The following is a 20,921-nucleotide window of genomic DNA, read 5'->3' on the forward strand; positions in this document are numbered from 1 at the left end:
ACATCCCTCGGCGGCTGAAGCCGCCTTCTATTTGCAGCTTTTTACGGCACGAGTAAACTCGTGCCCTTTCAAAACAGTAGGTTTTTCAGCAATCTAAGGGCATAATTGCCCTGTTCTCTTCATTTTCCAGCCGGCTTTCGGAGCAGCCTCTATCCACCGCTGGAGTGGACCCAGACTTCTACGCGGCGGTTCTTGGCCTGACCGTCGGGGGTGACGTTGCTGGCTACGGGCATTTCGTCGCCGAGAGCGTAGACCTGCGCGTTGATGCCGTTCTGTTCCAGCTCGCGAGAGACGCTGTTGGCGCGGTCCATGGCGAGCTCCTTGTTGGATTTGAGGCGGCTGGGGCGGCTGTCGGTGAAACCGAGGAGCGTGATCTGGTCGTTGGGGTGCTCCTGAATGTAGTTCTTGAGGCGCAGAACATTGTCTTCGGCAAGGCTGTCGAGCGAGTACTGATTGCCGCCAGCGAGGTTGGCGTTGCCACTGGTGAAGCGGAAGCTGATGCCGAGGCGGCCTTTGCCGTTGACGGCTTCACGGTAGTCCGGCGGGGCGTCGAGCGATACCTCGAAGGGATGCACCTTGGGGATGAGCGAGACGAAGTCGTTGGAGGCTACGACGTTTTGGCCGTCTGCGCCCTGAGCGAAGGCGATGAAATCTGCAGCTTGCTTGCTGGAGTCGCGCGGCTGGTAGAGATAGAGGCGGCGGGTGAGAACGTAGTCCTCTGTGGAGACGGTGAGGGCGTTGGCGTAGAGCGGCATCGTTCCCTGGTCGGAGACAGCGACTGAACGAACGCCGCCAGCCTGAGTGAAGGTAACGTAGCCGATGCCGTCGGGATCGGAGAGCACTTTGTCTACGACGGACTGGCCGTTGGAGAACTGGTCGGCTGAGTCGATGGCGGTGAGCTTGCCTTTGCTGCCGACGAGCTTATTGCGGAACATCTCGTAGGTGCCGGAGGTGAGTTCGCGGCCGTAGCAGTGGATGTGTCCGCCGGTGCCGCCGATCTCAGACCATTGGCTCGTGGAACCGGTGAAGATGCCGCGCAGCTGGCTGATGGACAAGGATGCGATGTGGTTGGCGGGATTCACGATGACGGCGATGCCATCGAGGGCGACTACGTGCTCGTTGGCGTTGGATGAGGGCAGATAGCTCAGATCGGGCGAGTCGCTGCTGGAGTAAGGACGCGACGCCATGCCGAGATCGGCGGTCTGTCCGGCCAGCGCGGTGAAGGCGTTGCCGGAACCGTTGGAGACGATGTGGATGATCTTCTTTGCGCCGTTGACGCGGCCGGAGATCTCGAAGATCTTGTAGTCTTTGCCGTCCTTGTCCTTGGCGGTCTTTACATCGGTATGGATGCCGGAGGCGTGAAGCACGCGGTCCATATAGGTCGAGGCGAGAGCGGGTGCTAGCTTGTCGCCGACAGAAGTGGAGCCCTCGAGACGCAGAATGACGTCGCCGCGCATGAACCACCAGACACCTCCGCCGATTGCGGCCAGGAGCAGCACGGCGGCGAGGATCATCAAAGGCTTGGACAGGCCGCCTCGTTTCGGTTGTGGTGCGGGATTTAGGGTTGCGGACTGCACGGCGTAGGGATGCTGCGAGGGCGGAGGTTGGATGGGCGGAGCACTGTGCGGTCCGGATGGCTGCTGATAGACGCCAGATCCCGAAACAACACCGGGGGCTGAGGAGTTCGTGCCTGCCTGCCATGGGGTTTGCGGATACTGCGGCTGCGGCCACGGCTGCTGTGGCAGAGGTTGCTGCTGCGGCCATGACTGCTGTTGAGGCCATGATTGTTGTGCGGGGGCTTGAGGCTGCGGCGTGACCGGTCCTTGATATGGAGCCTGCGGATAAGGCTGCACGACGGTTGGCGGATGGGCCGGTTGCTGCGCTGGATATGGATTGGCCCAGGAGGAGGTGAGGCCGCCGCGATAAGAACGCAGCATCTCCATTGGCAGATTTTCTTCGCGGTAGGCGGCCAGCAGCGCCTGAGCCATCTCGTGGCAGCTCTGGAAGCGGTTTGCAGGGTCTTTCGCCATTGCCTTCCAGACGATCCACTCCAGACGCGCGGGGACATTCGGGTTGCGCGAGTGCAACGGGTCGGGCATGCGGTTTACATGGTCGGTCTGGATGGTGAAATCGGTATCGGTTGCGGTTCCGAATGGCGGCGCGCCTGTGAGCATCTCATAGAGCACGCAGGCGAAGCTGTAGATATCGCTGCCGGCGCCGACACGCGCCGGGGCGGTGATCTGCTCGGGGCTCATGTAGAGCGAGGTGCCGAGAACCTGCCCAGTCATGGTCTTACGCGCTTCGCGCGTGGCGAGAGCGATGCCGAAATCGGTAAGCCGTACCGCTCCGTCTGACTTAATGAGAATGTTGGAAGGCTTGATGTCGCGATGGATCAACGCTCCATCGGAAAGGGAGTGCGTGTATTCAAGCGCATCAAGCACCTGCAGCGCGATATCGATCGATTCGGGAACCGGCATGGGTCGGCCGTTTAACGTGGCGAGATGCCGGTCCAGGCTGCTCTCGACGTACTCCATGACGATGTAGTTCTGCTCGGCCTCGGTGACCACGGTGAAGATCTGCACAATGTTGGGGTGGTGCAGTCCGGACTGACGCCACGCCTCGTCGCGGAAGCGCGATTGAATTTCGCGGTTGGCGGCCAGATGCGGCAAGATGAACTTCACCGCAAACTGCCGGTTCATGTGAGGATTGCGCGCCAGCCAAACCTCGGCCATACCGCCTGTGCCGAGTTGCCGGATCATCTCGAAGTCACCGATTCGTGTACCCGCCTGCATAATTCCCTCGTAACCAACTCAGCGAGTTTTTTCGCAGCATCTGCTCAAAAAGCCGGAATGAAATGCCCGAGGGGGAATGCTGCGGCGCGAGGCGACGGGCGCAGAAAGCACCTACGCGAGCCTCAGTACGCAGTTCGGATGTGCTGCGAGCTTACTTAATGTTTGTAGCGGGATAAGTGTTTCGATTGTGTTAATTCCAGCGGATTTTCTGTGAGAAGCTGGCGGCTGAGTTAGTAACTCGGAAGATAGGCAGATTGTCAGCGGCTGATCCCGTCGAGCACCGGGAGACTGAATCTTGCTGTGCCGGGATTTCGTATGGACTTGAGTGCATACGCTGCAAGCGCCGCCCCCAAAGCAGGCGCGGGACGTCTATACGATAGAATGGGTCGATGAGCACTGTAGCCAGCAAGAGCTCCGCTGCGAGCGGATTCAAATATGGGCCTCTGATCGCGGGGTGGCTCATCCCCGGCGCGGGGCACCTGATGCAGAAGAAGTGGATTCGCGGGGCGTTGCTGTTTGTCGCCATCGGCAGCATGTTTGTGCTGGGCGTGGCGATGCAGGGCAAGCTGTTTACCAGCGCGCAGGGCATTCTGGATATGCTGGGACTGGCCGGCGACCTGGGGAGCGGGCTGTTTTACGTGGTGACGCGCCAGCTTGGCCTGGGAGCGGATGCCATTCAGGTGACGACGGCGGATTACGGCACGCGGTTTATCGTGATCGCGGGACTGCTGAACATTATTGCAGCGGTGGATGCGCACAACCTGTACATAGGCAGGAAACGATGACCCTTCATCCATCGCACTTTTCGGCTGTGCTGCTGTTCTCCTTCTTTGTCTCGATCGTGCTGGGCATTACGCAGCGCGATGAGGCGAAGCGCATGTTCAAGTATGGCGCGGCGGCGTTTGGGCTCTTCGTTGGGTCGGCGATTGTGCTGAGCTGGCTGATGTACTTCATGGCGCGTTGAGCACGACTTTCTGTACTTACAGAGCAACGCGGCGCGATTGCCCGCGGTTTCTATTCCGGATCTACAAGCTCGTAGTTGACGAAGGCCAGGTGCTGGCTGTCGGGAGCCCAGTTGGGCGTGTTCATGGTGCCTGAGCCGCCGAAGACATCGACAAGATCGCGAATTTTGCGGTCGCTTAGCGACATGAGACGCAGCGAAATGTCCTTGTTTGCTGGGTGGCCGGTTACGTCTTTGGGATAGCTCAGGAAGACGATCCATTTGCCGTCGGGCGAGGGATGCGGCGTCCAGTTGTTCCAGTCGTCTGAGGTGATCTGCTCGGCGCCTGTGCCGTCTGCACGCATGCGCCAGATCTGCATGGTGCCACCGCCACGGTCGGAGTTGAAGTAGATGTATTGGCCGTCAGGCGAATAGTCGGGGTCGTCGCTGATGCCTGCTGTGGTGGTGATGCGCGTTTCAGCACCACCTTGTGCGGGGATGCTCCAGATGTCTCCGCCGCCGGGATGGGGGCGGGTGAAGGCGATGGTTTTGCCGTCGGGCGACCAGCTATGGAAGTACGAAGATGGATTCTGCGTGATGATGCGTGGTGTGCCTCCGTCGATGGGCACTGCGTAGACGTGCGATCCGGACGCGTCGGGCATGCTGCAACTGATGGCCAGCTCTTTGCCGTCGGGCGAGGTTCCATGGCTGCCGTTGCATGCGGTGGCTGAGCCTATCTCAAGCGCTGTGGGCGCGCCGTCTCCCGCAGTCGCGGCGGGCACCGACATGATGCGACCGCTCATGTCTAAGAAGAGCGACTTGCCATCGCGCGACCAGTTGGGCGCCTGGAAGCGGCCTGCCTGCGAGGAGACGACTCTTGAGACGGGCGCATCGGGACTGATGGAGATGGTGGTGAGCGTGCTGTAAAGCGTCGGCGCTGAGGCCATCGGTTTCATATCTGAGAGCTGGTGAATTTCGACGTTGGAGAAGATGGCTGTTTCCGACAGATCTTTGTCATGCGAGCAAACACCGAGGCCGATATAGAAGGGTCCGTCAAGATGCACGCGGGCGGCTGCGCCCGAGAAATGCAATGGCTCGCCATGAAAGCTGACGAACATGAGAATGTGGTCGCCGTGCTTCTCGATGCGGAAGCGCGTTGGCGCGTCGGTGATCTTTGTGAAGTTCAACTCAACATCGGAAGTCATGGCGCCTATTTGCGGACGATATTGCAGCGCTGTCAGTCCAACCCCGTGCAGTGCCACGTCGGCATAAACTGAGTCGGCAGCGAGGCTCTGCCGCATGATCAGCACAGCTTTGCGATGAGGATTGCTGCCCACTTTGGGAAAGCGGATATCCGCCGTGACTGAAACATCTCCGGAGATTTTCTTCCATGCGAACTGGAAGGCATCTTCAGTGGTCCACATATTTGCGCCGGAGCCGGTGATGGTGTATGTCCTGTTTGCTGCGTCATAAGTTGTGATGCCGGGATGCAGCACTGTTCCAACGTCTGCATGGCTCTCGAACTCGCCGACGGCAGTGGAAGAAGCAGCGGCAAAAGATGCAGCAGAATCAGCCGCAAGGCACAGCGCGGCACAGAGAACGAGAGAAGAGCCAAAGCATCGCATGGGCGAACTGTAAGCTGCGACGGAGTGGGTGTCAAGATGGCTGGCGATTTATTTCGGGACTTGCAATATATCGATTTACCACTGTATAAAGATTGCGCCCATGGACCCTCTTCCCTTTCGCTGCGAGGCTGCCGTGGCCCGTATCGCGCGGGCCCTGGTGACGGTTTCTCTTTTGCTGTTTGCGGTCTGCTGCACGCTGCAAGCGCGGGCGCTTGGAGAAAAGAAATATGCCGGCGTTACGCCAACTCCAGGCAGCTTTGCGCTCGCGGTGAACGGCAAGACGGCAACTATCTTTGTCGATCCGCAGGAATATCCGGGAGTGACGCGCGCAGCGCATGATCTGCAGGCGGATGTGCAACGGGTTACTTCTCTTACGCCGCAGCTTGAAGAACGGAAGCCGTCGGGCGATGCGGTGATTATCGGCACCATCGGCAAAAGTGCGCTGATCGATGAGTTGATTCACAGACACAAAATCGATGTGGCGGAGATTCGCGGCAAGTGGGAGTGCACGCTGGTGCAGGTGGTGGAGCGTCCGATGCCGGGTGTTGCGCGAGCGCTGGTGATTGCGGGTAGCGATAAACGCGGGACGATTTACGGCATCTACGATATCTCGGAACAGATTGGCGTTTCGCCGTGGTATTGGTGGGCGGATGTGCCGGTGCACCACAAGGATGCGCTGTATATCGACGCGGGACGTTATGTGCATGGTGAGCCGGCGGTGAAGTATCGCGGCATCTTTCTCAATGACGAAGCGCCTGCGCTGACGGGCTGGGCGCATGAAAAGTTTGGCGGGCTGAATCATCAGTTCTATGCGAAGGTCTTTGAGCTGCTGTTGCGATTGCGCGCAAATTATCTGTGGCCTGCAATGTGGGGCAATGCGTTCAACGAAGACGATCCGGAGAATCCGAAGCTGGCGAATGAATACGGCATTGCGATGGGAACGAGTCATCATGAGCCGATGATTCGTGCGCAGCAGGAGTGGAAGCGGCATGGAACGGGTCCGTGGGACTACTCGGCAAACGGTGAAGAGCTACGCAAATTCTGGACCGAGGGGATTGAACGCAACAAGAATTACGAGAGCACGATCACGATTGGCATTCGCGGCGATGGCGATATGCCGATGACCGAAGGGCAAAATATTGCGCTGCTGGAAAAGATTGTCTCGGACCAGCGCAAGATCATCGCGGATCATCTTACGCCGACGCTGGCTTCCGATCCGCAGGTGTGGGCGCTCTACAAAGAGGTGCAGGCTTATTACGAAAAAGGCATGCGTGTGCCGGATGATGTGACGCTGCTGTGGTGTGACGATAACTGGGGCAACATTCGGCGGCTGCCGACGCCGGAGGAGCGCAAGCGGGCGGGCGGAGCGGGCATCTACTACCACTTTGATTATGTGGGCGATCCGCGCAACTACAAGTGGATCAATACGAACCCGATTCCGAAGGTGTGGGAGCAGATGAATCTTGCGCTGCATTATGGCGCGACGAAGATCTGGGTGGTGAATGTCGGCGACCTGAAGCCGATGGAGTTTCCGATTGAGTTTTTTCTTGATTTTGCGCGCGATCCGCAACGATGGGACAAGGATCATTTGCAGGAGTTCACGCGATTGTGGGCGGCGCGCGAGTTTGGCCCGGAGCATGCGGATGAGATCGCGGATCTTGTATCAACGGAGCTGAAATATCAGGGCCGCCGCAAGCCTGAGTTGCTGGAGCCGGATACTTACAGCCTGACGAATTACGACGAAGCCGACCGCGTGGAGCAGGAGTGGAAGGATCTGCTAGCGAGAGCAGAGGCGTTGCAGAAGGAGATTCCTGCGGATGAACAGGATGCTTACTTTGAGCTGGTGCTGCATCCAATCAAGGCTCCAACGATTGTGAATGAGATGTACATTGCGGCGGGCCGCAATCATCTATACGCACGCGAAGGCCGCGCCGATGCGAACGATTATGCGGATCAGGTGCGCTCGCTCTTCAAGGCCGATGCTGATTTGACGGACCAGTACAACCATGTGCTGGCGAACGGCAAGTGGGACCACATGATGGACCAGACGCATCTGGGCTACTGGTACTGGCAGCAGCCTCCGGTGAATGCGATGCCTGCAGTCACTGAAATGCAACCGCTGGCCGAGCCGCAGATGGCGGTGAATGCGGAAGGAGCATTCAGCTCTGAGGGAGCGTCAGGATACGCGCCGCCGCATTTGAGCTTTGATAACTACGAACGTGAGACTCGCTACGTCGATGTCTTCAATCGCGGAACAGGGTCGTTTCACTTCACCGCATCGGCTTCCGATCCGTGGATCGTGCTTAGCACTAACGGCGCTGAGGTTAGTAAATCTGTGCGCCTGCACATCAGCGTTGATTGGGATAAGGTTCCTTCCGAACAGGCCGAGGGAACCGTTACGATCGCATCTGGAAACGGTATGCCGATTAAGGTTCGCATTTCTGCGACAAAACCGGCAATGCCTTCGCGGGCAGCGCCGGGTGGCTTTGTTGAAAGCGACGGATATGTTTCGATGGATGCCGCACACTACACGGGCATCTCGGCGAGCGGCGATCTGCACTGGGATCGCATACCCGATTATGGATTGACCGGCTCGGCTATGAGCGTGTTTCCTGTGATCGCGGCGAGTGTGCTGCCTCCGCAGCCGACAGCGGCGCTCGATTACAAGGTGTATCTCTTCGACAAGGGCGACTTCACATTGCAGACGATCATCGGGCCTTCGCTCAACTTTGTGCCGGGTCGCGGATTACGCTATTCGGTTGCGGTGGACGATCAGCCTGCAATCGTTGTCGATGCGCTGGAGCGCAATACCGATCAGGACTGGGCAAAGTCAGTGAGCGATGAATGCCGCAAGATCGAGACGAAGCTGCACATCGATCAGTCCGGCTATCACACGCTCAGGATCGGTGTTGTTGATCCTGGTGTGGTACTGGAAAAGCTGGTGCTGAGTTATGGCGCGCTGAAGCCCAGCTATCTTGGACCGCCGGAGAGCTTCCACGGCGTGCTGGCGCAGAAGTGAGGCTGGCGTAGCGTAGCGTTATATTGTGAGAAACTCCGTCGCTGCTTCGTTGAAAGCATCGACTGCTTCGACATTGCAGAGATGTGCTGCATCCAACTCCACGAAATGCGCGTGTGGTATCTCATCAGCCAGGAATCGCCCGTCGTCAATGGTGGTGCTGACGTCGTGCTTGCCGGAGATGACCAGTGTTGGCGCCTTGATGCGGTGCAGCTCGTCGCGAAAATCGGCATCGCGCACGGCGGCGCAGTTGGCGGCATAACCCTCTGGAGACACAGAACGAAGCATATTCTCAACGATGGCAACGGAGCCGAAGGATCGAGCGCGGAAATCGGCAGTGAACCAGCGCTCCACCGTTCCAGGTATGACGGGGGCTAATCCTTCGGATTGAACCGTGGCTATACGCGCATTCCATGATTCGTCAGTGCCGATCTTTGCCGCCGTGGATGCGACGACGATCCGGCGAATCCGATCTGGTGCATGGATGCCGAGCCACTGGCCGATCTGTCCGCCCATGGAGACGCCGCAGAACAATGCTTCTTTGATCTCAAGTGAGTCGAGCAGGTTGAGAACATCGCCGCCGAGCTGATCGACCAGGTATGGGCCAACGGGTACAGATGAGCCGCCGAGGCCGCGCGTATCGTAACGAAGCACGCGAAAATGCTTTGCAAATGCGGTCATTTGCGAGTCCCACATCTCGAGCGAAACGCCGAGAGAGTTAGACAAGACCAGGACTGGGGAAGCATCGCTTCCTTCCAGCTCGTAGCGCAGGCGGACGTCCTTCAAGTCAGCAAACGGCATCGCAGTTCTCCTCTCGCATCTTAGCAACCCTCAACGTGCCACAGCGTGAGCCACACCTGATTTAATAGAACGAATGATGTCTCCAACATTGGTGATTCTGGCCGCGGGCATGGGCAGCCGCTACGGCGGCCTTAAGCAAACTGTACCCGTCGGCCCCGGCGGCGAATCAATCATGGACTACTCGGTGTTTGATGCTCTGCGCGCCGGTTTCGGCACGATTGTTTTTGTAATACGCAGGCAGATGCAGAATCTCTTTCACGAGAGCTACGGTGCGAAGATTGAGCAGCGCGTACCGGTGTTGTATGCATTTCAAGAGCTCGACATGCTGCCTGCCGGATTTGCAGTGCCCGAGGGGCGCACAAAGCCATGGGGTACTGCGCATGCGCTGCTGTCTGCTGAATCATGCGTGTGTGAGCCATTTGCGGTGATTAATGCCGATGATTTTTATGGAGCGGATGGTTTTCAGAAACTCGCCGCACATTTGCGCTCTGGCTCGCCTGACTACGCGATGGCAGGTTTTACTCTGGAGCAGACTTTATCTGAGCATGGCAGCGTGGCGCGGGGTGTCTGCGAGGTGACGGAGGCGGGCTACCTGAAGAGCATTGCCGAGTTGACAGGTATCATTCGCGAAGGCGATGGGATTATCAACATCGATGCTGCCGGACGACGGACCACGCTCACAGGCAAGGAAGCTGTCTCGATGAATATGTGGGCTTTTACGCCTGCCGTGTTTGCGCAGCTGAACGCAGTGTTTCTGCGCTTCCTTGCGAAGAGTGGGACGAGCTTGAGCGCGGAATGCTATCTTCCTACTTCTATCAACGAACTGATCGCTCTGGGTGAGGCGCGTGTGAAGGTGATCCCGTCCAGTGCGAATTGGTTTGGCGTAACCTATCGTGCGGACCATGGGCGTGTCGCTCGGAGCATCGCGCAACTTGTCAGCTCGGGAGAATATCCGGCGAGGCTGTGGGCATGAGCGTCAGTGCGGTTGTGCATGAGGCGGCACGGTCTTTCGATATTGAAGGCGATCTGGTTTCGATCGAGCGATATGGCAGCGGACATATCAATGATTCTTATTGCGCGGCATTTGATCGTGGCGGCGCGACGACACGCTTTCTTATGCAACGTATCAATCACCGGATATTCAAGCAGCCGCTATTGCTGATGGAGAATATTCACCGCGTTACGACGCACGTTGCGGAGCAGCTGAGCGATGATCCGGATAGCGACCGCCGCGTGTTGACGTTGATTCCTGATCGCGATGGACTGTTATGCCATGTGGATCGCGAGGGTGAGTTTTGGCGGGCGTACAAGTTCATTGAGCGTGCGCATACATACGACACGATTCAATCGCCGGCGCAGGCTTTTCAGGCGGCCAAAGCCTTCGGGCAGTTTCAACGCATGCTGGTGACGCTGCCCGCTCCGCGCCTGCATGAGACGATTCCCGATTTTCACAATACACCGAAGCGGCTTGAGGCGTTTCTTCGCGCGCTGGGGGCTGACCCATGCAATCGCGCCGCTGAGGCTCGCGACGAGATTGCTTATGCGCTGGAGTACCAGGCGTTGGCAAGCATCCTTACAGATGCCGACCTGCCCGAGAGAACGATTCATGCTGACACGAAGATCAACAACGTGCTGCTTGACGATGCGTCGGGCGAAGGCTTGTGCGTGATTGATCTGGACACTGTGATGCCGGGCTTGTCGCTCCATGACTTTGGCGATATGGTGCGCACGGCGACGAGTCCTGCAGCGGAAGATGAGTTGAATCTGTCGAAGGTGAGGATGCAGATGCCGATGTTTGAGGCGCTTGTGCGCGGCTATTTGGGCTCGACTGCGGACTTTCTCAGCGCGGGGGAGAAAACGCTGCTGGTGGACGCGGGCAAGCTCATTACCTACGAACAGGCTCTGCGATTTCTGACTGACTTTATCCTCGGCGATCCGTATTACAAGATTGCGCGCGAAAAGCACAATCTCGATCGCACGCGCACCCAGATTGCTTTACTGAAGTCAATCAACGAGCAAGAGGATGCAATGCAGCGATTTGTGGATCGCATTGCTGCTTCGCCAAGTTGAGCTCTCATGTACACGCGTTAATTTTCCGCTGATGCTAATGCGTTATGCTGCTCCACCAGCCAGCGCACCAGTTCTGTTGCGGCGGCAAAGTTATCGAACTGGCCATAGATCGCATGATTCTTCCGGCCGTCGGTGTACTCGTTGTAGGCCCATGGATCAACCATGGCGAAGACCATGCCCTTGCCGTACCGCACGGTTGCCATGACGACATCTCCGCGATCGTTGAGCAACGATTGCGCTGAACCGCTGAGGGTGATGGCGCAGGTGTCTTTCAAATAAATGGTGTGTGGATCGTGAAAGACAGGGCCTCCGCCGGGCAGATGGATTGTGCCATCTTCGATATGATCGCCGCGTACTTTGTCATTGACGATGTGATGATGCAGCACGTCATCGAAGTGGATGCCAAACTTGTCCGCAAGCAAGTTGAGATGGGCGATGTCGGCGTTTGGTGGATCGTTTTCAAGCATGACCAGGACTCCGCCCTTGCCGACCCATGCAGCGACTTCATCGGCGTCTTGCGCGGTCATGTAGTGCGGAGTGGGATTCTTGGCGGGATTATCGGGCGAGACGATTACGTAGTACTGCGCTTGGGCGAGATTTGCCTGCGTTGGCGCTGAGTACAACGCATCCGTATTGACTCCATCGCCTCGAAAGATATGACCGAGAAGTGAATCGCCGCTGTCGCTATAGTCGTTCCATTTGTAATGAAAATATTCTCGCTGGCCTGCGGCATTCGTGCGCTGCTGACTGTTGAACCATGCGTCGACGAGAACAGTCTGCCCTCGACCTAATGCTGCTGATTTCGCCAGATCCATCTCGGTTGCTGCAAGTACCAGAGCACCATCTTCTGCATCCGGCCTTAGCGGCTGGGCAATCAGTTTCTTCCATTCTCCCTCGGCGTGGTTTGACGCCTCCACGGGCAAATAACCGAAGCGCACTGCTTTCAATACCGCATACATATGGAGCAGTTTTGCTGAGAGGGGGGTATCGTTGTCCGGATGCCATTTGTCCGCTTCGCTTCGGAAGGCCTTGAGCAGGCGCTGCTCATCGACCTTATCGTGCTGGAAGTTTGGCAGAGCATCGGCTAATGCAGCCAGAAACCGCGCATGTGAGATTGCTGCTGGTTGCTTTGCGGCACTATCTTTCCGTGAAGGCTGTACATCTTTTTGCCAGCGCAGAAACTGGTCGGCGATAGCGCCTAGATCGGCATCGTGCTGAAAAGCGGTTGCATAAGCAGCGAGAAAGGGCTCGGCCATGCACGGCGATGTACTGGACTCTGTGCAATCCTTTGTGAGCTGCGAATCGAGAGACGTTGCTGCGTTGTAGTAGGCAGGTTGGCGTGTTATCTCATACATGCGCAGAAATTCGCCGCCAAGCAAGCCTGCATTCCAACTATCCTGTGGGCCCGTTGCAGCCTGCGTACTCGCCAATGTCATGCATTTATCCAGCGTGTTCTTCTCATAGGTAAAGAGGGCGCCATTTGCAGAGTTGTACCATGCTGCACGCATTCCCTTGAGCAACAGGCCCTGCGAGCAGTTGGGGATGCCCTGTTGCGACTGCTGCATAATCTGGCTGGCGAGCGGTGCTGAATAAACAGACGTTTGAGCCGCAGCCCCAGTGGCGCTGCATACACCTGCCAGGATGAGGACCATTTGCACTGCTGACCATATCTTTTGCGAGAGTTGCATCGTGGAGTATGCGCGAAGCTCTATTCGGACTCGTATCCTCATCTAAGCCTTCTGTTCCATTGGTAGAGCGATTCAGGCTCTATGGTCTCGCCCCATTGTAGTGTGACGATTTGCCGATGCCCCTTGCGTCCGCAGCTATGATTCCGTTTCACAGCCGCTGAGGCACCAGCTTTCGAAACTGTTGCAGCATTTAGAAGAGCACAGAAGGCAGCCATGCACCTTCAGGCTCGCTGTAAAGCCCCATGCTCATCAGCGTCATCGGCTGCACGACGCGAAGGCCCTGGTTGAGACACCAGCGCACCAGCTCTGTGTTGCGCGAGGGAACAAGAATTCCGGGACCTGCCAGGGACTCGGCGCCAGCAATGAGAGCCTGCAGGTCGAGATTCGACTCGGCTACGGTATGGCCTAAGAACCCCAAGTGCGATGTGTAACCCGTGATGTGTCCGTTGCTCTCTACAACACGCGCCAGGCCGCGTTCGATTCCTGTGGAGAGTTCCAGCTCTCGCGCATAACCATGCAACCGGTAGGCCAGAGTATTGCACGCTTGCGCATCCGCGGGAGTCGCATTGCGAACGGTGCGGCCAGGAATGCTTTGAGAGAGCGCGTGGCCCTGCATGCACGACAAGGGCTCGCGAACGTCGAAGCCCAGTGAAGCATAGAGGGAGAATGAGCGGTTATGAAATGCGGCCTGGACGAGCCGAATGCCGGCGGCGCCACGCTGTTGCGCTCGTTCAATGGCTACCTGCATCAGCTTGCGGCCTACGCCTCGATTCTGAATTGTGGGATCGACGGTGATGGGGCCTACACCGCAGATGATGGAGCGCTCATCGAGCGCATTGCTGCCGACGACGCGTCCATCAATCTCCGCCACGACACTATAGATTCCTGAATTTTCAAATATCCTGGAAAGCAGCTTCGTGCAATGCTCTTCCGATGGAAAGTCGCAGGGGAAGTTGTGCGCGGCATTGATGGCGCAGAATGCGGCGTAGCAGATCGGTCCGCACACGGCGCTGTCATCTGGCCTGGCGATGCGCACGATAACTTCGGATTTTTCGCTCACTGACATTCAGCCTCCTGGTATGTCGGATATCTCTAATCGGATAGCTTTGTAAGGATCACTGGAGTATAGCAAGCAGTTGCGAACGAGAGATACCAGACAAGCCTAAGAAATGCGAAGCTCGAAGATCAGTGCATCTTCATCGGGTGAATGATAGTAACCTCGGCGGAGACCTGTTTGCTCGAAGCCGGCGATTGCGTAGAGCCGCTGCGCGCCCGCATTCGATGCGCGCACTTCTAGGATAAGGCGGCCGACTCTGGAGCTCCGCAGATCGGCGATGAGAGAGCGCAGCAGGTTAGCCGCGACGCCCCGACGCTGGAAGGTCGGGGCAACCGCAATCGACTCGAGTTCGGCCTCGCCTGCGATGATATTCGCGATTGCGAAGCCTTCGATGCGCCCTTGAATCTCCGCCACTCGCGCCAAACGCTGCATGGGTGCATCCTGCGCAAGAGCTTTCTCATAGCTCTCACGAGACCAATGAGGCGCCATGGTCAACTGTGCTGCGATGTCCATCACACGATCGATATCGCTGGCCGTCATTGGCCGCGATATCGGCTCGGGCATGGAAGAGGATGCGCCGATCATGCTCTTCCTGCACGCGTGCTCATCTTCACTTCTGCGCCACGGAGATAATGTCCGTCGAGCGCGGCGACATCGGCAAACTGATGCGCGCGCCATTGGTTGAGAGCCATGCCGATTGCGTCCGAGGCGCGTGGAGCGCGGCTGCGCTTAAGGTTGACATCGGTCGCGACTGTCTCCAGCAGATGCGCTACGCTTTCTTCACAGAAGGCGACTGGGCCCGGTAGCTTACCAAGATTGGAAAACTCTCCAGCGGTCACGAGCATCTCGCGAGCTTGGGCGTTGTCTTCGAAGACGCCGAGAAAGACCTGTCCGCGATAGGCATCGAGCACGGCGCAAGGGACGCCTGCGACATGCGCCAGTACCGCAAGACGTGAGACTGTAACGACAGGAATCTCCGCAGCCTCGGCCATCGCCTTTACCGTTGCCAGGCCGACGCGAATTCCAGTGAAGCTGCCGGGGCCGTAGACAGCGACGATTCCAGCGAGATCATGAACCTTGATATTCGCGGCCAACAGCAACTCTGCAGTCGTGGAGACGATTGCGGCGGAGAACTCTCCGCTTGCAAGCTCTATCTCCTGCAATAGTGAAACAGTGTTTTCCTCAACACACGACAGCGCAACATAGCCCACGCTGCCGCAGGTGTCGATGCCTAACAGCCACTTACGTTCAGTCACTCAGTGCGATCCTCCGTCGACCAGCTCCAGCAGCACGCCATTCGCACTGGCGGGATGGATGAATACATAGCGATGGCCGCCTGCACCGATCTGGATCGTGTCCGACACCAGCTTTACTCCGGTCTGGCGAAGGCGCTTCACGGTTTCTTCCAGATTAGCGACGCGCAGCGCGATGTGATGCAGGCCCTCGCCACGTTTCGCGATATAGCGGCCGATGACGGAGTCTTCCGTGGTGGATTCGAGCAGCTCGATGCGGCTTTGACCGGTGGCGAGCATGGCAACGCGCACCTGCTCGTGTGCGATCTCTTCGACCGAAGAGATCGAAACGCCGAGAGCCTCGTACATTGCACATGCCGCGCTTAGCGAGCGGACTGCTATGCCGAGATGATCGAGCACCGGAGCTGAATTTGATTGTTCGATCCCGGGCTTTTGCTTCACAGGCATCGTCTCTATCGTTTTGCCTGCCCCGGCTGGCCCGGTAATGCCGACGTGCAGGGCACGCGGGCCGTTGCGCAATCCATCATTGCAGAGGCTGAGCATGCCGGTGCTTCCGGGTGCGCCATCTTCCACGAGCGAAATGGCGCGGGCTAGCGATCTGGAATCGCCTGCGCGCATGCTCGCAAAAAGCTGCTCGACGCCGGCGCGGGCCGTCTGCATCTCCGTTTTCTGGTTCCGGTCGCTCATTTCCGCCGTATTCGCTTCCCTCTTTTGCCGCCGGAAAGACGTTCCTCATCCACGATACATGTTTACGCCGCGACAGAGTGACGGGGCTGCAATAGAGTGATTGCAGCCATGTCCATGCCATCCATGACTCGCCGACAGCTATTGCAGAGCGCAGCCGCTTCTGCGCTTGCGCAACCCTTACTGATGCAATCTCAACCTGAGACCTCGCGTCGATTGAAAGCTGTCGTCTGCGGCGGCCATCCCGGCGACCCGGAGTATGGCTGCGGCGGATTTATCAGCCTCTGGACAGCTGCCGGGAATGACGCTGTAATGCTCTATCTCAATGATGGAGCGTGGCCTCCGACGCCTGCAGCTACGCGGCTTGCGGAGGCGGCAAAGGCTTGCGAAATTCTAAAAGCCAGGCCGCTCTATGCGAGGCAGGTCAACGGACATGCCGTTGTTGACAACGCGCATTACGAGGCTTTTGCACAATTGATTGCAGAGGGAAAACCGGATCTGTTGCTGACGCAATGGCCCATCGACAATCATCGCGATCACCGCGCAATGGCAATGCTGGCCTTTGATGCGTGGCAGGCTTCCAAGCATGCTTTTGCTTTGTATTACTACGAGGTTTCGAACGGCGAAGATACGCTGCAGTTTTCACCGACACACTATGTCGACATCACGGTACAAGAGCCCGCAAAGCGCGCCGCTTGCTACGCGCACGCCAGCCAGACGCCCGACCGCTATTACAAACTACAGGACGATGTGGCCGCTTTTCGCGGACTGGAAAGCGGCTACTCGCGCGCGGAGGCATTTCTCCTGCAACAGCGAAGCCCGTCGGATCCGCTGCGTGCATTTGTCTCTCGCTGACATAGATAACGGCGACGAATTATGCGTTTTCAGTTTTGACGCGGACGCGGCCTGCCTGGAATTTTGCGGTGATCTCTTCCTGGCGGGCGCGTTCGAGCTGCGACGCGGACTCTCTTACCTCCTGCCCGCAACTTGGGCAGACGAGGACTATCGTCAGCTTCGGATCAAACTCCAGTTTTGCGCCCGCGGCAACAGTGCAAACGGGCACCCGCATATAACATCCCGGCGTCGGACAATGTGCAACCAGGCAATCCATGCCAAACCTCACCGCTCATCATCGCGCCTGCGGCCTCGAAGCGCAAGCGGAGGTGGAAAATCTAACTCCAGCTCTGATTCCAGGCCCTAACTCCAGGCCAGCGTGACCAGCGAATCCGCGGGCATCTGGACATCGAGCCCCATGCTGCCCAGCACAAGCTGTGCGCGGCGCGATTCGCCACGATTCGCGAGAATCACGGCATGGCTACCGTCGGGATTGCGGAAGCCTGCATGCGTAAGAGCCTTCGACTGGCGATTTTCGATGAGGCCGCCGGTATCCGGCACGTCGGGGCCGTTGGTCGCAATGACACGTGCGCCGCGACGGACGTGGCGGGAGAAGTGCGCAAAGGCCCAGTACTGGCCGCTTTTGGTGATCGCGTGCGAACCGCTCTCGACGGTGATGACACCGCCGCATGGGAAAGGGCCGATATTGGGCTTGCCGTGCTCATCGAGAGCGATGTTCCAGGCGGTGATGGAGCGCGCCCAGTTGTTCAGCGCACCGTTGAAGATTTCGCCCCACTTGGCCCAGTCGGTCTTATAGTCAGGAGCTGTCACATCAGGACCGCCTTCGGTCCAGTAAGCGCTCCTTTTGGGATAGGCCTCGTGCACGCGGGTCATCGCTGTGGCGTCGCCTACGTAGGGATGCCACGCGATGCCGTCGATGAACTCGTAGGCCTTCGGGTCGGCAAGCTCGGCCATAGCGCGGCCCCAGAGATTGTAGTTATGGTCGAGCACCCAGATCTTCGTTTTGAGACCGGCATCACGCAGAGTTGGCCCAAGGTGATCCTTGACGAACTCGATCTCGTACTCCTGCCCCCACAGGCATGCGGGCATGCGGCCATCCTGATCGGCATCGACTTCGTTCTGCACCGTCACCGCATCGATGCGGACTCCGTCAGCCTCATAGCCTTGCAGGAATTTCAGAAAATACTTTGCGTATGGATCGTAGCTGGCCTTGCGCATGGAGCCGCCCATCATCGATCCGCCAGCCTTCATCCATCCGGGTGGCGACCACGGCGACGAGAAGAGAAACAGCTCGGGATTGACTTTGCGGGCCTCGCGCAGGATGGGCAGGATGTATTCCTTGTCGTGATCGATGGAGAACTTCTTGAGCTCGGGATCAGGCTCGCTGGACTCGTCAAAGGTGTAGGCAGTGCGCGAATAATCGCTGGCTCCGATGCAGGTGCGGCAGACGTTCATGCCCATCTCACGCGGGGCAAAGAGGTCGTGCATCGCCGATGATCGCTCATCGGCCTTCATCTGGCTCAACACCCAGCAGGTGGCGTCGGTCAATGCTCCGCCGAAGCCCAGCACTTCCTGGTTTTCAGTTGCGGGGTCGATCACGATCGCTTCCGCGCCTATTTCCGTGACGGGCTGCCATGCAAGAGGCTCTGCGGTTGCGTAACGCTTGTCGGCATAGGTCTGCCATACTTTTACGGAATGCGACTCGTCTGCTGTAGCCCATGCGGGCAATGCTGCGCTCATCGCGGCTGCGGCAGCGGTGCCGGCAGCCCCTTTCAAAAACTTCCGACGCGAACCAGCGATCATTGCCGTCTCCGATTTCAAAGATTGGCTCAAGCGATTTTGCAGGGAGGATGATAGCAGTCCGGGCGCATCTATGGGCAAGCGGATAGCCGTGAAATTCGCTGCTCAGGGATGCCGTTCAGCCCTGAGCAGCGAGCTTCTGCAGGAACTCTGCCTGATAGCTGTAGGAGTCTGGTCCGCTGCCGTTGTAGCGGCGCACAGCGTAGGCCCAGTCACAAGGAATCTTCGAACGGTCCGGGACATTGGAGTAACTGCCGATGTGGTAGATCGTCTTCTGGTAAACGTCATTCGCTGCGGCGCCGGTATACCAGAGCGTCGTACCCGCGGTGATCTGCAGCAACGGCGTAGCGGCTGCCTTGCAGTTGACGCAGTCGGTAAGGCGGCGCGCATCTCCGTCCGTATATTGGCATGGCCGTAGCGGTCCACTGCCTGCCTCGGCCATGCGATCGTCCGCACCGGCTCTGCCGATTACTTCGTTGTTGAATTTGTCCTGCAGCACCGCGATGGTCGTTCCCAGATTTCCAATCGGATCGAGAATGAACGCGGGAACGTCAGCCGGCTTCACGGGATGGTATTTCAGCGTGTACTGCCCGATGCCGTAGCCGCGCGAGGTAATGCGAAATGGGTTGTCTTGGTCGCCATGATCCAGCCCACTGACAACGAAGTTGTCGATGTTGCCGCGCGACGGAACCTGGAAGTGCATCTGGCTGCTCTCCTGCTGCAGGATTGCGAGCAGATATGGCATAGGCACCGGGCAATTCTGCATTGCCTTGACGGCGGCCAGAGTCCTCACATTATCGCCGTGCGGATCGTTCGATGAAGGCACCTTGGGGAAGTTACCGTCATCGAGCATGGCTCCGATGCACGCAACCAGGCCCTGATCCACAGCGCCGGTGATTTGCGCAACACTGCCGTTGTTGTAGCTCTTGAGAGCGACGGGTGCGCCCAGCGCGGTATCGTCTTTGTTGATCAGGTCCCACTGCAGTGCTTTAACTCCGTTGATCGTGCCGCCGCCGTATAGGCCGTCCAGCGGTCCTTTCACATATCCCAGCGAACGAAGATCACGCTGCAGATCCTGTACCTGCTGTGAGAAATCAGCGCTTTGCTGCAACACCAGTCCATCGACTGCATAGCTTTGATTTGCCATCGTTCCCTCCCCAGTTCTTCCCCGTTTTCTTCAGTTGTTCAGGTGGCAGTTCAGCATCCCACGCCGGACAGCGCCAGTCTATGAAATTCCCCCGCGAAAATAGCCAAGTGCCGCTTTTCAGCTTTCTAGGTTTCCAGCATTTCCTGTGTTTCACGCGCGAGGATGCGAACCAGTTCGCCAGCGGGGACTTCGCGGCATAATCCTACGCCCTGTCCGGCCCACAACGAAAGAAATTCCGGACGGTTGGCCTGCGCTGCCGCTCGGCGAATCGGGCCGCTCAGCGCATTCTGGATGGGATAGGGTGCAATCTCATGCTCATGTGGCGACAGGCGCAGCATGAACTCGTTCACCAGCCCGCGCGCGGCTCTGCCGGAGTAGACTCGCGAGACGCGCGTCGGATGCTCCGCACCGTTGCGCAGTGCATCGCGCCATAGTTGCGATGTTCCTGCTTCCGGGCAGAGCATGAAGGCCGTACCCATCTGCACGCCGAAAGCTCCGAGCATGCGTGCCGCGGCGATTCCCCGGCCATCCATGATGCCGCCCGCGGCAATGACGGGGATTTTCACCGCATCGCAAACCAACGGAATAAGAGCCATTGTGCCAATCAGCGAATTTTCGTAGCTGTCGAGAAAGGTTCCGCGATGCGCTCCTGCGTCTGCGCCCTGGGCACACACCATATCAGCGCCAACAGCCTGCCATGCGCGTGCCTCGGCGACGGTTGTTGCGGTGCCGCTGACGAGTATGCGGCGACGATGCAGCGCCTCGACTTGCGACTCGCTGAGGATGCCGAAAGTAAAGCTGGCTACTGCAGGCTCCGACTCAAGCAGCGCCTCGAACTGTTCGTCGAAGCTCTCGCAGAATTTGGTGATCGGAGGTTGCGGCGGAAGGCCTAGCTCATCGCGCAGCGGCTGCAGCAGCTTTACCGCATGCTCGACGACTTCAGGCGCGGGATGCGGCGTTTCCAGCACGAAGAGGTTCATTGCAAACGGCCGCTCGGTAAGCCGCCGCGTGGCCGCTATCTCTTCGCGAATCCTGTCCGGAGACGACATGCCACCGGCGAGTGAACCCATGCCTCCGGCATTCGAAACCGAAGCAGCCAACTTGGGTGTACTTGGGCCACCGGCCATGGGAGCCTGCAGAATGGGCAGCTCAATACCCAATAACCCGGCGAGGCGCGAATCGTGAGGCATGAT

At 58.2% G+C, this 20,921-nt stretch carries 18 protein-coding genes; 6 read left to right on the forward strand and 12 right to left on the reverse strand.

Annotated features, from left to right (window positions below; all coding sequences use genetic code 11):
* Positions 1-149: 149 nt before the first annotated feature.
* On the reverse strand, positions 150-2,792 hold the full coding sequence (locus OHL22_RS09265; protein WP_263335934.1) for a protein kinase domain-containing protein: 2,643 nt from the start codon (positions 2,790-2,792) through the stop codon (positions 150-152).
* A 389-nt stretch (positions 2,793-3,181) separates the two neighbouring features.
* Between OHL22_RS09265 and OHL22_RS09270 the strand changes: the two genes are divergently transcribed.
* Entirely contained in the window at positions 3,182-3,577 is a 396-nt protein-coding gene (locus OHL22_RS09270) for a DUF6677 family protein (protein ID WP_263335937.1), read from the forward strand.
* Complete coding sequence (locus tag OHL22_RS09275) at positions 3,574-3,756, forward strand: hypothetical protein (protein WP_263335940.1); 183 nt, start codon at positions 3,574-3,576, stop codon at positions 3,754-3,756. Before OHL22_RS09270 ends, OHL22_RS09275 begins: the two co-directional genes overlap by 4 nt.
* A gap of 50 nt (positions 3,757-3,806) precedes the next feature.
* Here OHL22_RS09275 and OHL22_RS09280 read toward each other — a convergent pair whose 3' ends face one another.
* Positions 3,807-5,357 (reverse strand): TolB family protein, encoded by a 1,551-nt coding sequence (locus OHL22_RS09280; protein WP_263335943.1) that lies wholly within the window; start codon positions 5,355-5,357, stop codon positions 3,807-3,809.
* A 100-nt stretch (positions 5,358-5,457) separates the two neighbouring features.
* On the opposite strand from OHL22_RS09280, the gene OHL22_RS09285 reads away from it, so the two are divergent.
* Positions 5,458-8,376, forward strand: coding sequence for a glycosyl hydrolase 115 family protein (locus tag OHL22_RS09285; protein ID WP_263335947.1), 2,919 nt, complete (start codon positions 5,458-5,460; stop codon positions 8,374-8,376).
* Positions 8,377-8,394: 18 nt separating this feature from the next.
* Here OHL22_RS09285 and pcaD read toward each other — a convergent pair whose 3' ends face one another.
* Positions 8,395-9,174, reverse strand: a complete 780-nt coding sequence (pcaD, locus tag OHL22_RS09290; RefSeq protein WP_263335949.1) for a 3-oxoadipate enol-lactonase — start codon at positions 9,172-9,174, stop codon at positions 8,395-8,397.
* A gap of 76 nt (positions 9,175-9,250) precedes the next feature.
* On the opposite strand from pcaD, the gene OHL22_RS09295 reads away from it, so the two are divergent.
* Both OHL22_RS09295 and OHL22_RS09300 read left to right on the forward strand, forming a co-directional pair.
* On the forward strand, positions 9,251-10,147 hold the full coding sequence (locus OHL22_RS09295) for a nucleotidyltransferase family protein (RefSeq protein WP_263335951.1): 897 nt from the start codon (positions 9,251-9,253) through the stop codon (positions 10,145-10,147).
* A complete protein-coding gene (locus OHL22_RS09300; RefSeq protein WP_263335953.1) occupies positions 10,144-11,244 on the forward strand; it encodes a phosphotransferase enzyme family protein in 1,101 nt (366 codons plus the stop codon). Before OHL22_RS09295 ends, OHL22_RS09300 begins: the two co-directional genes overlap by 4 nt.
* Positions 11,245-11,261: 17 nt before the next feature.
* On the opposite strand, the gene OHL22_RS09305 is transcribed toward OHL22_RS09300, so the two are convergent.
* From OHL22_RS09305 to mce, 5 genes are all read right to left on the reverse strand, one after another.
* Positions 11,262-12,974, reverse strand: coding sequence for a hypothetical protein (locus OHL22_RS09305; protein ID WP_263335955.1), 1,713 nt, complete (start codon positions 12,972-12,974; stop codon positions 11,262-11,264).
* A 148-nt stretch (positions 12,975-13,122) separates the two neighbouring features.
* On the reverse strand, positions 13,123-13,998 hold the full coding sequence (locus OHL22_RS09310) for a GNAT family N-acetyltransferase (RefSeq protein WP_377819391.1): 876 nt from the start codon (positions 13,996-13,998) through the stop codon (positions 13,123-13,125).
* A 96-nt stretch (positions 13,999-14,094) separates the two neighbouring features.
* Entirely contained in the window at positions 14,095-14,574 is a 480-nt protein-coding gene (gene rimI / locus OHL22_RS09315; RefSeq protein ID WP_263335965.1) for a ribosomal protein S18-alanine N-acetyltransferase, read from the reverse strand.
* On the reverse strand, positions 14,571-15,245 hold the full coding sequence (tsaB, locus tag OHL22_RS09320) for a tRNA (adenosine(37)-N6)-threonylcarbamoyltransferase complex dimerization subunit type 1 TsaB (RefSeq protein WP_263335968.1): 675 nt from the start codon (positions 15,243-15,245) through the stop codon (positions 14,571-14,573). Before tsaB ends, rimI begins: the two co-directional genes overlap by 4 nt.
* Entirely contained in the window at positions 15,246-15,929 is a 684-nt protein-coding gene (gene mce, locus OHL22_RS09325; RefSeq protein WP_263335971.1) for a methylmalonyl-CoA epimerase, read from the reverse strand.
* A 114-nt stretch (positions 15,930-16,043) separates the two neighbouring features.
* On the opposite strand from mce, the gene OHL22_RS09330 reads away from it, so the two are divergent.
* The gene (locus OHL22_RS09330; protein WP_263335974.1) at positions 16,044-16,781 is read left to right on the forward strand and encodes a PIG-L deacetylase family protein; all 738 of its coding nucleotides are present in this window, start codon (positions 16,044-16,046) and stop codon (positions 16,779-16,781) included.
* A gap of 19 nt (positions 16,782-16,800) precedes the next feature.
* Here the strand turns inward: OHL22_RS09330 and OHL22_RS09335 are convergent, their stop codons facing one another.
* The 4 genes from OHL22_RS09335 to OHL22_RS09350 all read right to left on the reverse strand — a co-directional run bounded on the left by OHL22_RS09335 (position 16,801) and on the right by OHL22_RS09350 (position 20,918).
* Entirely contained in the window at positions 16,801-16,995 is a 195-nt protein-coding gene (locus OHL22_RS09335; RefSeq protein ID WP_263335977.1) for a hypothetical protein, read from the reverse strand.
* 128 nt (positions 16,996-17,123) lie between these two features.
* Positions 17,124-18,584, reverse strand: coding sequence for a glycoside hydrolase family 30 protein (locus tag OHL22_RS09340; protein WP_263335980.1), 1,461 nt, complete (start codon positions 18,582-18,584; stop codon positions 17,124-17,126).
* Positions 18,585-18,699: 115 nt separating this feature from the next.
* Positions 18,700-19,728 (reverse strand): peptidoglycan-binding domain-containing protein, encoded by a 1,029-nt coding sequence (locus OHL22_RS09345; RefSeq protein WP_263335983.1) that lies wholly within the window; start codon positions 19,726-19,728, stop codon positions 18,700-18,702.
* A gap of 125 nt (positions 19,729-19,853) precedes the next feature.
* Complete coding sequence (locus tag OHL22_RS09350) at positions 19,854-20,918, reverse strand: NAD(P)H-dependent flavin oxidoreductase (RefSeq protein ID WP_263335987.1); 1,065 nt, start codon at positions 20,916-20,918, stop codon at positions 19,854-19,856.
* Positions 20,919-20,921 lie beyond the last annotated feature (3 nt).

Origin of the sequence: Acidicapsa dinghuensis (genome assembly GCF_025685685.1) — a bacterium.
Lineage (GTDB): Bacteria > Acidobacteriota > Terriglobia > Terriglobales > Acidobacteriaceae > Acidicapsa > Acidicapsa dinghuensis.